Below are 13,982 nucleotides of genomic sequence, written 5' to 3' on the forward strand. Positions count from 1 at the left end.
ACAACCAGAAGTGGCGCCTGAACTCCGACGGAAGCATCACCGCCGTCGGCGCGAACAAGTGCCTGGACGTCAACGGCGGCGGCACCGCCAACGGCACCAAGGTGCTGATCTGGACGTGCAACGGCCAGAACAACCAGAAGTGGACCCGCGTCTGACGCAGATCTGACGTCGGAACTCCTGAGCCGGTCCGCCATGCGGCGGGCCGGCTCTCCCTTTGTCAGCGGCACTCAAATTCATCATATGAATTACATATGAGCAGAGGAGTTATACTCTCACCTGTGATGATCCTCCTGGAGGCCCAGTGACTGCCGCGTTCTCTCAACCCGGTCTGACCGCGAGCGCCTCCCGCGGCCCCCTGGAGCCGCCCGCACACCGACGGCCCCGCCGCCTGGGCGACACCGTGGTCACGTATCTCGTCGACCGTATCGTGTCGGGGGCCTACCCCGTGGACAGCGTGCTCCCGACCGAGCCCGAGTTGTGCCAGGAGTTCGGCGTCTCCCGTACGGTGGTGCGCGAGTCGATCAAGCTGCTGGAGGCGAAGGGGCTGGTCAAGGCCACTCCGGGCCGAGGGACCCGGGTCCTGGAGCCCATCGGCTGGAACCTGCTGGACCCCCTCGTCCTCGAGGCGCAGATCCGGCACGACAGCGACCTGTCCATCCTCGACGACCTCGTCAACGTCCGGGTGGCGCTCGAATGCGACATGGCGGCGCAGTGCGCGCGCGTGATCACACCGGCTCAGGCCGAGGCGCTGAAGAGGCAGGCGAACGTCCTCGCGGACACCCTGCACGACCCGGAGCGCTACGGCAGGGAGGACGTCGCCTTCCACGAAATGATCATGCTTGCCTCCGGCAATCGCCTCGGTCATGCGATCATTCATGGCATTCACGCCAAGGCACGGCTGTCGAGTCAGTACAACGGCGACCCGAACAGGGAGGAACTCCTCCAGTCGCTCGCCGAGCACCGGCAGATCGAGTCGATGATCCTCCAGGGCGATTCCCAGGGCGCCGCGGCCGCGATGCGCGTCCACATAGTGGGCTCATGGGCCAGGCGTCGCCCCCGCGTACACGGAGCGATGGGCCAGGAAGCCGGCGCCTGAGAGGGCCCCGCCACGGCCGGCGCCACCGTGGCGGGGGGATGCCTCACCCGCCACCCGCGGGATGCTCCCTGAGGCATCAAGGCTCGCGCGTCGGCACGGCCCCGGCCGGGATCAGCCCTTCGGCGATCAGGTCGTGCCAGAGCCCCTCGGGGATGTCGGTCTCGAACCGCCGGAGGTTCTCGTCCACCTCTCGCGGTGAGCGCATGCCGACGGCGATCGCGGAGACCGCGGGGTGCAGCAGCGGAAAGGCCAGCGCGGCGGCGGGCAGCTCGACGCCGTGATCTGCGCAGACCGACGCGATGCGCTCCGCGCGCCCGAGCACGTCGGCGCCGGGGGCACGGTACTCGTACGTCGAGCCGGGTGCGGGCCGGGCGGTGGAGAGCAGGCCGGTGGCGAAGACGCCGACGGCGACCACGGCGACACCGAAGCGACAGGCCGGCGTGAGCACCGAGTCGAGTGCGCCGTGGTCGAGCAGCGAATAGCGGTTGGCCAGCATGATCACATCGACGAGCCCCTCCTCGATGATCGCGGCGAGCCCGGCGGTGGAGTTGGTCCCGATGCCGATGGCCTTCACGACGCCGGCGGCCTTCAGCCGCGCCAGCGACGCGAGCCCCTCCCGGGCCGCGTTCTTCCACGCCTGGTCGGGATCGTGCAGGTAGAGGATGTCGACCGACTCGAGTCCGAGACGCGTCAGGCTCTCCCGCAGCGAGCGTTCGACACCCGTCGCCGAGAAGTCCCATCGCCGCGTGAGGTCGCCGGGAACGGCGAACCCGTCGTCGTCCCATTCCCGAGGCCGGGGGTTGGGCACGATCAGGCGACCGACCTTGGTGGACAGCACGAACTCGTCGCGAGGGCGGCGGCGCAACTCGGCTCCGATGCGGCGTTCGGAGAGCCCGAGACCATAGTGCGGCGCCGTGTCGAAGTAGCGGATACCGCGATCCCACGCCCGGCGCACCGTCCGGGCGGCCTCGTCGTCACTCACCGACCGGGCGAAGTTGCCGAGCGGTGATCCGCCGAGGCCGATGACACCGCGCCCCGACCGGCCTCGGTTCAGCAGATCCGCGATCGAGGCCGTCATCCGCCCAGCCCGTAGAGCACCGACGCGGCGCCGGACATGATCGACTGCCGCTCCGCCGGGCTCAGCTCGCCGATGAGCTCGTCCACCGCGCGCCGCCACGCGACCGCACCGGCCCCGAGCTCGGCCAGCGGCCAGTCGGACCCGTACATGAGCCGCTCCGGGCCGAACGCGTCGAGCGCCACGTCGACCACGCGGCGGAGGCGGGCTCCGTCGCCGCCGTTCACGAGTCCGGCCAGCCCGGAGATCTTCGCGAAGGTGTTCGGCCGGCCGGCGACCTCGCGCAGGCCGGCCTCCCAGCCGGCCTCGTCGTCCGACTCGGCGATCCCGCCGAGGTGGTCCACCACGAAGCGGACACCGGGGTGCGCGGCCACGACGGTCGCGGCCAGCGGCAGCTGCCACCATCGCACGACCAGGTCGAAGCCGAGGTCGCGCGCGCCCAGCTGGTCGAGCGCCCTTCCCACGTCGGGCCGCGCGAGCCAGTCGGGGTCGGGGTCGATGTGGACCAGGTGACGGATTCCCACCAGCCTCCGGCGCGCCGCGGGGTCGAGCCCGTCGAGTTGCGCCGCCACGTCGGCGGTGAGGTCGGTCCAGCCGACCACACCGGCGATGCGCGGGCTCGGGTGCGCCAGCAGCCGCCGCGTCTCGGCGGCGCTGTTGCTCGCCTGCACGACGACCGCGGCGTCCACGCCCGCCGAGTCGAGCATCCGCTCGAGGTCGCCGGGCGTGAAGTCGCGATCGATGGCCGCCATCGTCGTGGGGTCGATCCACGGCTGGGGGTCGGTGGCCCGGTTCCAGAGATGGACGTGTGCGTCGATCACGCCGGTCACGACAGGTGCCAGATCTCGTCGAGCGGCTGCCACAGCGCTCCGGGATCTCTTTCTTCGACGATGCGCACCTGGCAGGGGTCGGTGTGCGTCCACCACTCGCGCGTCACCGGGTCCTCGGCGATCCGGGCCATGTCGGCCGCGTGGTCCTCGCCGACATACTCGTAATAGGCGAACAGGGTGTCGCCGACGATGAAGATCGAGTAGTTCGTGACGTTGGCGTCGCGCAGGGTCTGCTCGACCTGCGGCCAGACGTTGCGATGCAGTTCGAGGTACTCCTCCCTGCGCTCGGGCCGGAGGCCGACGACGAGGGCGTGACGCTCGACGCGGCGCCGCTCGGTGTACTCGTCCATTCGCTCCCTCCGCTCGCTCCGCTCGCTCATGACCCCACCCGCTCTCCCGCGGGCGCGCCGATGCGGTCGTCCCAGTGGGAATCCGGGACGAGGCGCAGGCCCGCCCGGTGGGGGCGGACGTGCGGCCCCGCGATCGCGGCCGGTGGGTCGGCGGCTCGCACGGCGTTGATGTGGTCCTCGTCCACCCGGATGCCCAGGCCAGGCTCGTCGCCGAGGACGATCCCGCCGTCCTCGAACTCCTGGTCGACCTGGAGTCCGATGGGCGCCGACAGGTCCTGGACCTCGAAGGCCAGGTGGTTGGGCACCGCCGTGGCGGCGTGCGCGACCGGGTTGGTGTGGTAGGCCACCGGGCTCACGGGCAGGTCCCGGCTGTGCGCCACCGCGGCCACCCGCAGGAAGTGCGTGATGCCCCACACGTTGCCCACCTGGACGATGTCGACGGCGTCGGCGTCCAGGAGCGGCCGATACTGATCGAGGCCGGTGAGGTTCTCTCCGGTCGCCACGCCGGCGCGGATGCCCCGCCGGACCGCGGCGAGCCCGGCCGCGTCCCATCTCCGCACGGGCTCCTCGACCCAGGTGAGGTCCACCGACCGCTCCAGGGCCGCGATGTAGCGCACGGCCTGCGACCGGTTCCACGACTCGTTGGCGTCGAACATCAGGGCGGGGTCGGCCGAGTTGCGCCCGAGGACCTCCCGCAACGCCTTCAGCCGGCGCAGATCGTGCTCGAGACTCCGGCCGCCCTTGAGCTTGGCGGCGCTGAAGCCCCGGTCCGCGAAGCGCTCGTAGAGGCGTACGAGGGCGTCGTCGTCGAGCGCGATGTCCAGTCCGGAGGCGTAGCCCGGAACGAACCGGTCACGTCCGCCGAGAGTGCGCCAGAGCGGCTCGCCGGCGGCCTTCGCCTTGAGGTCCCAGAGCGCCATGTCGATCGCACCGATCGCGCCGAACGTCGCGCCGGAGTGGCCCGTCTTGAAGACCCGGTCGATCATCCGGTCGTAGAGCGCGGAGACGGCCCGCGGGTCCTCGCCCTCGACGGCGCCGAAGACTCGGTCGATGTCGCCGTGCGCTCCGAGCCCGACACCCTCGACGCCGCTGTCGGTCTCGAGGATCAGCACGTGCACATCCGTGCGCGGCTCGGGCATGACGCCGTTGGCGTCGCCGATCAGCCGGCCCCAGTCGTGTGCGGTGGTCAGGCTGCGATAGCCGGTGACCTTCACGATTGCTCCTTTGTGACAGGAATTCGACTCACTCCTTGGTGCCCCCGGCCGTCATGCCCGCGACCAGGAAGCGCTGTGCGAAAAGGAAGACGATCAGCACCGGCAGCACCGAGATGACGGTCGCGAGCGCGAGTGTGGGCAGCTGCACGGACAGGGTGCCGGCAGAGCTCGGGTTGAACGCCGGGGTCGAGGCGAGCAGGGAGGTCAGGCCGACCTGGACCGGATACCCCTCGCTCGAGGGCAGCATCACGAAGGGCAGGAAGAAGTTGTTCCAGCTCTGCACGAAGCTGAAGAACGCCACCAGCGCGACGATCGGCGCCGCCAGCGGCAGCGCGACCCGGGTGAACACCTGAAGCTCGCTGCATCCGTCGAGGCGCGCCGCCGCGAGCAGGTCGCGCGGGACGCTGGTCGAGAAGTAGATGTACGTGAGGTACACCCCGAACGGGAAGAACGACATCGGGAGGATCACCGAGAGCGGGCTGCCGATCAGGCCCACCACGTTCAGCTCGAGGAAGATCGGCAGGACCAGCGCGGTGTTCGGGATCAGCATGACGATCAGCGTCAGCACCAGGAGTGGCCGCCGCAGCCGGAACTCCGTCAGGGCCATCGCGTACCCCGCCGGAATGCTCGCGATGAGCGTGATGACGAGCGCCCCCAGGGCGTACAGCGCCGAGTTGCCCACCCACGCGGTGACCGCGCCGTCCTGGAAGCCGAACAACTGGTCCCAGTTGGCGGCCAGGTTGCCGATGCTCCCGGGCAGGAACGGGTTGTCGACGATGAGCCCGTGCGCCGACTTCGTCGTCGCCAGCAGCAGCCAGACGATCGGGATGACGAAGAACAGCACGAAGATCGCGACCACGACCGCGACGATCGTCCGGCCGCTCCAGCCGCTGACGCTTTTCCGTCGCGCCACTGCGCGGCCGGCGTCCACTGTCGTCATGAGCTCAGCCCCTCTCGAACAGGCCGCCGCGCGTCACGAAGACGGCCGACAGCGCGAGGGCGACGACGAGCAGCAGCAGGGAGATGGCCGCCGCTCCGTTGAAATCGTTCTGCTGGAACGCGTACTGGTACGCGAGCTGGTTCAGCGAGTAGTCGTTGGGCACGATCGCGTTGCTCGCCTGCGAGAGCAGTTGCGGCTCGACGAACAGCTGCGTGCCTGCGGCGAGCGACATGATGCCCATGTACGAGATCCACTTGCGCAGCATCGGCAGCTGGATGTGCCAGGCGATCTGCACCGTGCCGGCGCCGTCGATGCGCGCGGCCTCGATCACGTCGGCGCTGATGTTGTTGAGCGCGCCGTACATGATGACGATCCAGCCGCCCGCGCCGGTCCAGAACGCGATGACGGCGAAGACCGGGGGCAGGTTCGCCGGCACGATGACCTGCACGAAACTGGAGAAACCCATCAGACGCAGCAGGCCGCCGACCGGGCTGGCGGTCGGGTCGAGCACGAACAGCCACAGCAGCACGCTCGACGCGCCCGCGAGGGCGCCCGGCAGGTAGAAGACGAACCGGAGCGTCCGGCTGAGCCAGCGCACGCGGACCGCGTGGACCACGATGGCCAGGAAGGAGACCAGTACCACCAGGGCCACCAGCCAGATCACCAGGTAGAGCGCGACGTGCCCGACGGCGGGCAGGAAGCGGAAGTCGCTCATGACCTTGGTGAAGTTTGCGACGCCCGCGAAGCCGCCGTCGCCGTCGGTGAACGCGAGGTAGAGGGAGTAGAGGGCCGGAAGGATGCCGAACGCGACCGTCAGCACCGCGTAGAGAGCGATGAAGGCGTAGCTCATCGCGCTCCGCTCGCCACCGTCGCTCCGGCCGGCCGGCCGCCCGGGCGGGATCACCGCAGACCGGGCGGCCTCATCCGTAACCGTCATGTCACTTGACCGTGTAGCCGTTGACCTGGGCCTGGTTCCTGATCGCGGTCCCCCACTCGGGAAGGAGATCGACCAGGTTCTTGCCGCCGGCGATCGCAGGGGTGATCGTCTTGGCCCAGATCGCCTCCTGGCTGAAGACCCCGGAGCCCCACCCGGTCCAGATCTGCGACCCGGCCTTGATCAGCGCCTGGAGGTCGGTGGCGTAGTAGCCGCTCGACTCCTGCTTCTTGACCCACTTCTCGGCGGCCGACGCGTAGGCCGGGTATCCGGGAGCCAGGTTCACCTGGTAGTCGTCGGCCGTTGTGACGAACTCGACGAACTTCTCAGCCGCCTTGAGGTTCTTCGAGTGGCTGCTGACGAACCAGGTGCCGCCCCCGACGTTGCCCGTCGCGGGGCTGTCGCCCTGCCAGGCCAGCGGTGCCGCGACGCCGAGCTGGCCCGCGGGGACGTTGAGCGACTGCGGGTTGTTGAAGATGGCGCCGGCGTACCAGGCCGGGCCCGGCATCAGGAGCACCTTGCCGGTGTACTTCTTCACGAACTCCGGAGTGAAGACGCTCAGGTTGGGGACGGTGCCGTTCTTGATCAGAACGTCGAGCATCGACGCGACGCGCTTGCACTCCGTGCTCTCGGTGTTGACCGTGACCGACGTGGGACCGGTGATGCCGTTCGCCTGGCACTTGCTGCCCCAGAAGTAGATCTCCGGGGCGAAGGAGTCTCCGACGGCGCCGACGATGTAGCCGGCGTGCTCCTTGGCCACCTTCTCGCCGAGCGCCTGGTACTCCTCCCAGGTGGTGGGGAGGCTGTAGCCGAACTTGTCGAGCAGGTCCTTGTTGTACCAGAGCGCCACCTGCGCCAGGTCGTTGCGGAGGCAGTAGACCTTGCCTTCGACCGTGCACGGCGCCAGCGAACCCTGCGTGAAGCCGTCGAGCGTGCTCTTCGGAACGAGCCCGCTGTTGAGCACGGCCGCGAACGCCTGCTTGCCGTTGCTCTTCTGGCTCGCCCACGCCGCGTCGTTGTTCTGCGTCGAGAACACCACATCGGGCCAGCCGCTGCCCGCCCGGTCGAACAGCTGCACCTTCGTCCGGAACGAGTTCGAGCCGTTCGCGGAGCCGTCATACGTGACGACGTTGACCTTCACGTCGGGGTTGGCCTTCTTGAAGGCGTCGGCCGCGCCTGACCGGTCGGCGTCCACCCACACCGTGATCGCGGCCTTGTCGTCCTGCGTCACCTGCGGAAAGCCGTAGGAGCCGACGGAAGAACCGCCATTGCCGCCGCAGCCGGCCAGCGTGAGGGCGATGGCGAGAGCACCCACCCCGCCCATCAAGCGCATCCGCCGCTCGGTACATCCGACATGCCTGTTAAGTACCATTTGGTGTCCTTTGTCCCTGTCCCCCACATTGACGACTCGCGCGGTGTGATGAAAATAGAGCATACGTATGACGTGTGCAAGCGGTCTCAACCACCGCAGAGAGTGAGGACACCCGATGAAGGGTGCTGCATACATGGGCGGGGGACGCCTCGCGACCGTGCCCGTGGACGTCGCGCCGCCCGGTCCCGGCGAGATCCAGGTCGCCGTCGCCTACTGCGGGCTGTGCGGAACCGACCTGCACATCGTGCACGGCGACATGGACGCCAGGGTGCGGACGCCGCTCGTGTTCGGCCATGAGACGTCGGGCACGGTGGCGGCGATCGGCGCGGGCGTGGAGGGCTGGAAGGTCGGCGACCCCCTGACCGTCATGCCGCTGGTGTGGGACGGCACCTGCTCCGCCTGCCTCGCCGGTCACCAGCACATCTGCCAGAACCTCGTCTTCGTCGGCATCGACTCCCCCGGAGGTCTGCAGCAACGGTGGAACGTCCCGGCCTCGATCGCCGTGCCGCTCCCCCCCGGCCTCGACCTTCGTACGGCGGCGCTGGTCGAGCCCGTCGCCGTCGCGGTACACGACGTGCGGCGCTCCGGCCTCCAGGTCGGCGACCACGCCGTCGTGCTCGGGGGCGGCCCCATCGGGGTGCTCATCGCCGTCGTGGCGCGGAACGCGGGCGCCCACGTCATGGTCGCGGAGGTCGACGCCTCGCGCAGGAGCCGCGTCGCCGAGCTCGGCATCGAGGTGATCGATCCCTCCTCCGCCGACATGGCCGCCGAGGTCGAGCGCTGGACGGACGGCGTCGGCGCCGATGTGGTGTTCGAGGTGTCGGGAGCCGCGGCCGCGGCCCGCTCCGCCACCGCGCTGGCGAAGGTGCGCGGGACGATCGTCGTGGTGGCCATCCACTCCGCCCCTCGCGAGCTGGACCTGCAGCGCGTGTTCTGGCGCGAGCTCCGGCTGCTGGGCGCCCGGGTGTACCAGCGGTCGGACTTCGAGCGCGCCGTCGACCTGCTCGGCAGGGGGCTGATCCCCGCGGAGGCCCTCATCTCCGGCGTCGTCCCGATCGAGGAGATCGCCTCCGCGTTCGACGACCTCTCGGCGGGCCGGGCCATGAAGATCCTGGTGGACGTCGCAGGGGAGGCCCGGGCATGAGCGAGCGGATCAACAGACACGGTGGCCTGTTCGACCTCCACGGCCGTCTCGCCGTCGTCACCGGCGCCCGCCGGGGCATCGGCCGCGCCATGGCGGAGGCACTCGCCGCCGCCGGTGCGGACATCATCGGTGTGAGCGCTCAGTCGCGGGCCGACGACGAGATCGCGGAGTCGATCCGCGGGCTCGGCCGATCCTTCGAGAGCCGGGCGGTCGACTTCGCGGATCGCGACGCCGTCCTGGCGCTGGGCGCCGAACTCGCGGAACGGGCCCCCGACATCCTCATCAACAACGCGGGCACGATCGAACGGGCCCCCGCGGCGGAGCATCCGCTCTCGTGGTGGGATCGGGTGATCGAGATCGACCTGTCGAGCCAGTTCGCCCTCACGCAGCTGGTCGCACGTCCGATGCTGGAGCGCGGCAGCGGCAAGATCGTGTTCACCGCGAGCATGCTGAGCTTCCAGGGCGGGATCAACGTGCCCGGCTACACCGCCGCGAAGTCGGGGATCGCGGGTCTCACCCGCGCTCTCGCCAACGAGTGGGCCGGGCGGGGCGTGAACGTCAACGCCATCGCGCCCGGCTACATCGCGACCGACAACACGGCGGCGCTCCGCGACGACCCCGAGCGGTCGCGGTCGATCCTGGAGCGGATTCCGGCCGGACGCTGGGGCCGCGGCGACGACATCGCGGGAGCCACGGTCTTCCTCAGCTCGGCGGCGTCCGACTACGTCTGCGGTGCGGTCATCCCGGTGGACGGCGGGTGGCTGGCGAGATAGCGCGTGGCCACGACGTGAGAGGCGGGGAAGCCGTCCGGCTTCCCCGCCTCATCGTCGTCCGGCGGCTACTGCGAGACCCCCGGGAAGGTCCGCAGGTGCGGCTCGATGCCGGCCTGCTCGATCACCCGCTGGGCGTCCTCGGGCCAGGCCGTGCCCGACACCTGGACGTTGTCGATCAGCTGGTTGTTGTGCTCGGTGGTGTTCGGCGTCTGGGTGACGCCGGAGTTGTACCAGTTGTGCTGCAGCACGTTGTCGCTGGTGTTGTTGATCGTCCCGTAGGAGTTCGTGAACACCCACACTCCGCAGTCCTGGACCACGTTGTTCTTCATCGTCACGTAGCGCGAGCCCTCGTCCAGGTAGAGACCCACCGTGCGCCTGGTGTCGTAGATGTAGTTGCCGCTGAACACGGCGCCGGGGTTGGCCGACAGGTTGTACAGGCTCCCGCCGTCGTGGAAGACCTTCTTCACACCGTGGATCAGGTTGCCGGTCACCTCGGTGTTCCTGAGCGTCGTCGGCGTGGTGTAGATCGGCTGGAAGTCGTACAGGCCCCGGTTCTTGTAGTCCTGGCTGCCGCCCACGTCGTTGGCGCCCCAGCCCCAGCCGGTGTCGATCCCGTCGTAGGCGAGGTTCGAGACCTCGTTGTGAGTGATCACGGCGTGGTCCACGTAGGTGGACAGGATGCCCGACATCTCCTTGTAGTCCTTCGCGACGTCGGTCACGAAGTTGTTGTCGATCGTGATGTCGCGCAGGGTCATCGCCGGGTTGCTCGGGTGGTGGGCGTCCGGCTGCACTCCGCCCACGACGACCCCCGCGCCACCGAGGTCGGTGAACAGGTTGTGGTGGACCGTCGTCTCGGTGACCCCGAGCCCGATCCCGGCTCCGTTGGCGTTGGCGTCCAGGCCGATGCCGAGGCCCACCTGCCCGAGGTGGGCGAAGGTGTCGTCCGTGAACTTCACGCGGGTGGCCGCGGCCACCTGGACCGCCGCCGGCATCTGGTGCCAGCCGTTGCGCGCGCCCTCGAACAGTTTGCAGCCCGACTGGCAGCTGGTGAGGTAGTCGGCCGGCTGCGGGACGGTCTTCGCGATGAAGGCGCCGTTCTGCTGGTCGGCGTAGCCGATCGACGAGCCGGGGGACAGCCAGGTCGAGTGCGAGAACTGGATGCCCGAGAAGGTCAGATCGTGCACCGGTTCGGCGTAGCTCCCCGCGATCTGCACGAGCGACTCGAGGGAGGGCAGCACGAACGACGCGCCGTTCGGGTCCTCACCGGCGGCGGCGCGGTAGTACAGCTTGCCGGCGGAGGGGTCGAGGTACCACTGCCCCTCCTGCAGGAACGCGTAGGAGTTCTCGAGCAGCAGCTGACCACCCGCGAACGGCCGTGCCAGGGTGTCGTAGCCCCAGTTGTTGTTCTGCCACGCGGGCTGCTGCATGGTGATCGTCGTGCCGCTGATGCTCTTCACCGGGGCGTACCGATCGGTGAAGGAGCCCTGGCTCTCGACCTCGATGCGGCTCTGGTCCGGCAGCGTCGCGAGGTAGTTCAGCGCGGGATTCTTGATCTCCATGCCGGATTCGGTGATCGTCACATCGCTGCGAGCGATCTTGATCGCCGCGCGCGGCACCGCCGCGTCGTTCTTGTAGAGCTGGCGGCTGTCCTGCCCCTTGGGCACCGAGGCGACGAAGATGTTCTTTCCGGCGTCGTACGACGTCCAGCCGGTCACGGCCCCGCCGCCCGAGATGACCGGGTGTGCCCCCTTCGCGGCGGTCCAGGTCACCGGCTTTGCGCTGGTGCCCGAGTCCTCCGCGGTGAAACGCAGCGGCTTGTCGAGCCGATAGGTCCCGTCCCGCAGCTCGACCGTCACGGCGCTGCCCGCGCGCGCCGACGCGCGCGCCATCGCCTGCGCCGCCGGCAGCGTGCGCAGCGGCTTGCCCGGCGTGCCCTGGTTGTGATCGTCGCCGTCCGGCGAGACGACGATCGTGGTCCGGCCGGGATGCGGCGGCACGGCGAGCGCCGGGGTGGCGCCGGCCACGACGACCCCGGTGGCCACGAGGGTGATGCTTCCCACGAGGGATGCCAAATGGCCTTGTCTCACTTGTCTCTGGCTCCCTTGGTGCATGTGACGTAACACATAATAGGTATGATGAAAGCGGCGCAACGGGCGTCAGTCAAGAGGGGTGATTTTTCCGGGCATGAGTGAGCAACGGAGCGAAGGCCCTGCGAGCAGCCGTCGCGTCGAGGTCTCCACGCTGGGTGAGGCCATGCTGCGGCTGTCGCCCCCGACGGGCGAGCGGCTGCGCGACTGCGGCCAGTTGCGGGTGCACGTCGGCGGCGCCGAGGCGAACGTCGCCGTCGCCCTGGCATCGGTCGGCGTGTCCGCTCGCTGGACGTCGGCGCTGCCCGACACGGTCCTCGGGCGCCGGGTCGCGGACTCACTAACGAGCGCCGGCGTCGTCCTCGACACCGTGCGGTGGACGGCCGGCGAGCGCCTCGGACTCTACTTCGCCGAGATCGGCTCCCCGCCGCGCCCGACGAGCGTCCTCTACGACCGGGCCGGCACCGCGTTCGGCTCGCTCCACGCCGACCATCTCGACTGGGCCGCCGTCTGCGAGGCGCGGATCATCCACCTGACCGGCATCACCGCCGCTCTGGCGCCGGGGTCGGACGCGCTCGTGCTGCGTACGGCGCGGGAGGGGCGCAGGCGTGGCGCTCTGGTCGTCTACGACGTCAACTATCGAGCGGCGCTGTCCTCGCCGGAGAAGGCCGCCTCGTTCACCGCCGAGGTGGCATCCGACATCGACGTACTGATCTGCCGGGCCGAGGACGCGCGCGATCTCTTCGGCCTGGCCGGCGATCCCCCGGCGCTGGCGGACGATCTGGCGAAGAGGTTGGGAGTCGGCCGCGTCGTGGTGACGGCCGGGGCCGGCGGCGCCGTCGCACGGTGGGACGGCGAGTCCTTCGCCGCCCCCGCACTGCCCACCGTCGCAGTCGATCGGATCGGCGCCGGGGACGCCTTCGCGGCAGGCGTGCTGTGGGGCGTGCTCGACGGTTCCCCCGAGGATGCGCTGCGCCGGGGGACGGCGATGGCCTCCCTGGCGATGAGCGTGCAGGGAGACCAGTGCCGCTTCAGCGCCGAGGAGGTGCTGGAGCTCGCCCGGGGCGCCGGGCGGGAGGTCCGCCGGTGAACCGGCTCACGCTCGGGTTGATTCCGGTCGTCCTGGCCGGCCGGATACCTCACTGACCTGCGCGGCGACGCCCGCCGCCACGCTCACTCATGCCGTCCGTCTCGCCTGAACCGTTCAGATGTGTCGTACTGATCGCACGCCGTCGGACCCCTGGCAAAGTGCCGTCTCGATCAGTCGTCATACTCTTGCAGGGAACGGCGAGGAGGAGGCACGGTGACCGACACCCAGCGTGAGGGCGGATACCGGCCGGGCTATGAGGTGGCGGCCGAGCAGGTGCTGGAGCTCATCGCCCGGCTGGGCCTGCGACCGGGCGACCGCATGCCGACCGAGAACGACCTGGCCCGGCAGCTGGGCACCAGCCGCACCGTCGTCCGCGAAGCCGTGAAGATCCTGTCCGCGCTCGGCCGCGTACGCGCCCAAAAAGGCCGGGGCCTGTACGTCGCCGACGACGAGGGAATGCTCGGCACCGGACGGATGGCCTCCGTCTTCCTGCCCACCGACCTCGACCACATCTACATGCTGTTCGAGTTCCGCCGCACCCAGGAAACCGAGACCAGCCGCCTTGCCGCCCGCCGCGCCACCCCCGCGGAACTGCGCGCCATCGAAGAAGCCGCCACCGTGTGCCGCCACGGATTCGAAACCGGACGCGAAGACCTGTTCAACCACGGCGACGACACCTTCCACACCGCCATCGCCACCGCCTCACACAACATGTTCCTCCAGATCGCCGTACGCGAAGCCCGCCGCCTGCAGGCACAATCCAGCCTCATCGGAATGCACGGCTCGGTCGGCGGCCACGCCGCCAAAGCCGTCGAAGAACACGACGCCATCTACCAAGCCATCCGCGCCGGCGACCCCGAAGCAGCCGCCCACGCCGCCGCCACCCACATCGACAACACACTCGACGACTACCGCAGAGAGATCCAGCAGCGCCTGTTCTCCCCCTCCGGCTGAGCCCTGCCGATGCCCGCACTCCGTGCTCCCTGCCGATGCCCGCACTCCGTGCTCCCTGCCGATGCCCGCACTCCGTGCTCCCTGCCGATGCCCGCACTCCGTGCTCCCTGCCGATGCCCGCAC

At 69.7% G+C, this 13,982-nt stretch carries 14 protein-coding genes; 6 read left to right on the forward strand and 8 right to left on the reverse strand.

Translation table 11 applies throughout. The annotated features are described in order from the left end of the window. Together ABZ860_RS41890 and ABZ860_RS41895 are read left to right on the forward strand one after the other, a co-directional pair. A partial coding sequence (locus ABZ860_RS41890; RefSeq protein ID WP_357232158.1) for an RICIN domain-containing protein occupies window positions 1–155 on the forward strand: 155 nt, incomplete at its 5' end. A 146-nt stretch (window positions 156–301) separates the two neighbouring features. After that, window positions 302–1,096 carry a FadR/GntR family transcriptional regulator gene (locus tag ABZ860_RS41895; RefSeq protein WP_357232102.1) on the forward strand — a complete coding sequence of 265 codons (795 nt, stop codon included), beginning with the start codon at window positions 302–304 and terminating at the stop codon, window positions 1,094–1,096. 76 nt (window positions 1,097–1,172) lie between these two features. On the opposite strand, the gene ABZ860_RS41900 is transcribed toward ABZ860_RS41895, so the two are convergent. Genes ABZ860_RS41900 through ABZ860_RS41930 form a run of 7 tightly spaced genes read right to left on the reverse strand, consistent with a single transcriptional unit; the run spans window position 1,173 to window position 7,772 of the window. Continuing rightward, window positions 1,173–2,174 carry an aldo/keto reductase gene (locus ABZ860_RS41900; RefSeq protein ID WP_357232105.1) on the reverse strand — a complete coding sequence of 334 codons (1,002 nt, stop codon included), beginning with the start codon at window positions 2,172–2,174 and terminating at the stop codon, window positions 1,173–1,175. After that, the gene (locus tag ABZ860_RS41905) at window positions 2,171–2,992 is read right to left on the reverse strand and encodes an amidohydrolase family protein (RefSeq protein ID WP_357232108.1); all 822 of its coding nucleotides are present in this window, start codon (window positions 2,990–2,992) and stop codon (window positions 2,171–2,173) included. Before ABZ860_RS41905 ends, ABZ860_RS41900 begins: the two co-directional genes overlap by 4 nt. A 5-nt stretch (window positions 2,993–2,997) precedes the next feature. Next, window positions 2,998–3,381: an L-rhamnose mutarotase gene (locus tag ABZ860_RS41910; protein ID WP_357232111.1), complete on the reverse strand. Its 384-nt coding sequence runs from the start codon at window positions 3,379–3,381 to the stop codon at window positions 2,998–3,000. Beyond that, window positions 3,378–4,565: a mandelate racemase/muconate lactonizing enzyme family protein gene (locus ABZ860_RS41915; protein ID WP_357232114.1), complete on the reverse strand. Its 1,188-nt coding sequence runs from the start codon at window positions 4,563–4,565 to the stop codon at window positions 3,378–3,380. The genes ABZ860_RS41910 and ABZ860_RS41915 overlap by 4 nt, the downstream gene beginning before the upstream one ends. A gap of 28 nt (window positions 4,566–4,593) precedes the next feature. Then, complete coding sequence (locus ABZ860_RS41920; RefSeq protein ID WP_357232117.1) at window positions 4,594–5,505, reverse strand: carbohydrate ABC transporter permease; 912 nt, start codon at window positions 5,503–5,505, stop codon at window positions 4,594–4,596. 4 nt (window positions 5,506–5,509) lie between these two features. Beyond that, window positions 5,510–6,442, reverse strand: coding sequence for a sugar ABC transporter permease (locus ABZ860_RS41925; protein WP_357232120.1), 933 nt, complete (start codon window positions 6,440–6,442; stop codon window positions 5,510–5,512). Window position 6,443: 1 nt separating this feature from the next. Beyond that, on the reverse strand, window positions 6,444–7,772 hold the full coding sequence (locus ABZ860_RS41930; protein WP_357232123.1) for an ABC transporter substrate-binding protein: 1,329 nt from the start codon (window positions 7,770–7,772) through the stop codon (window positions 6,444–6,446). A 154-nt stretch (window positions 7,773–7,926) separates the two neighbouring features. Here ABZ860_RS41930 and ABZ860_RS41935 point away from each other — a divergent pair, with 154 nt between their 5' ends. Both ABZ860_RS41935 and ABZ860_RS41940 read left to right on the forward strand, forming a co-directional pair. Further along, on the forward strand, window positions 7,927–8,955 hold the full coding sequence (locus ABZ860_RS41935) for an alcohol dehydrogenase catalytic domain-containing protein (protein WP_357232126.1): 1,029 nt from the start codon (window positions 7,927–7,929) through the stop codon (window positions 8,953–8,955). Then, the gene (locus ABZ860_RS41940; protein ID WP_357232129.1) at window positions 8,952–9,728 is read left to right on the forward strand and encodes an SDR family oxidoreductase; all 777 of its coding nucleotides are present in this window, start codon (window positions 8,952–8,954) and stop codon (window positions 9,726–9,728) included. Before ABZ860_RS41935 ends, ABZ860_RS41940 begins: the two co-directional genes overlap by 4 nt. A 65-nt stretch (window positions 9,729–9,793) precedes the next feature. On the opposite strand, the gene ABZ860_RS41945 is transcribed toward ABZ860_RS41940, so the two are convergent. Continuing rightward, the gene (locus ABZ860_RS41945) at window positions 9,794–11,788 is read right to left on the reverse strand and encodes a right-handed parallel beta-helix repeat-containing protein (protein WP_357232132.1); all 1,995 of its coding nucleotides are present in this window, start codon (window positions 11,786–11,788) and stop codon (window positions 9,794–9,796) included. A gap of 124 nt (window positions 11,789–11,912) precedes the next feature. Here ABZ860_RS41945 and ABZ860_RS41950 point away from each other — a divergent pair, with 124 nt between their 5' ends. Both ABZ860_RS41950 and ABZ860_RS41955 read left to right on the forward strand, forming a co-directional pair. Beyond that, on the forward strand, window positions 11,913–12,905 hold the full coding sequence (locus ABZ860_RS41950; RefSeq protein ID WP_357232134.1) for a sugar kinase: 993 nt from the start codon (window positions 11,913–11,915) through the stop codon (window positions 12,903–12,905). 213 nt (window positions 12,906–13,118) lie between these two features. After that, window positions 13,119–13,859 (forward strand): FadR/GntR family transcriptional regulator, encoded by a 741-nt coding sequence (locus ABZ860_RS41955; RefSeq protein ID WP_357232137.1) that lies wholly within the window; start codon window positions 13,119–13,121, stop codon window positions 13,857–13,859. The last annotated feature ends 123 nt before the right edge of the window (window positions 13,860–13,982 follow it).

Origin of the sequence: Microbispora sp. NPDC046973 (assembly GCF_040644495.1) — a bacterium.
Classification (GTDB): Bacteria; Actinomycetota; Actinomycetes; order Streptosporangiales; family Streptosporangiaceae; genus Microbispora.

Excerpts from the sequence above, each read along its gene's own strand:
- ABZ860_RS41910 (WP_357232111.1), bottom strand. The coding sequence starts at position 3,381 with ATGAGCGAGCGGAGCGAGCGGAGGGAGCGAATGGACGAGTACACCGAG.
- ABZ860_RS41900 (WP_357232105.1), bottom strand. The coding sequence starts at position 2,174 with ATGACGGCCTCGATCGCGGATCTGCTGAACCGAGGCCGGTCGGGGCGC.
- ABZ860_RS41950 (WP_357232134.1), top strand. The coding sequence starts at position 11,913 with ATGAGTGAGCAACGGAGCGAAGGCCCTGCGAGCAGCCGTCGCGTCGAG.
- ABZ860_RS41925 (WP_357232120.1), bottom strand. The coding sequence starts at position 6,442 with ATGACGGTTACGGATGAGGCCGCCCGGTCTGCGGTGATCCCGCCCGGG.
- ABZ860_RS41920 (WP_357232117.1), bottom strand. The coding sequence starts at position 5,505 with ATGACGACAGTGGACGCCGGCCGCGCAGTGGCGCGACGGAAAAGCGTC.
- ABZ860_RS41930 (WP_357232123.1), bottom strand. The coding sequence starts at position 7,772 with ATGCGCTTGATGGGCGGGGTGGGTGCTCTCGCCATCGCCCTCACGCTG.
- ABZ860_RS41935 (WP_357232126.1), top strand. The coding sequence starts at position 7,927 with ATGAAGGGTGCTGCATACATGGGCGGGGGACGCCTCGCGACCGTGCCC.
- ABZ860_RS41940 (WP_357232129.1), top strand. The coding sequence starts at position 8,952 with ATGAGCGAGCGGATCAACAGACACGGTGGCCTGTTCGACCTCCACGGC.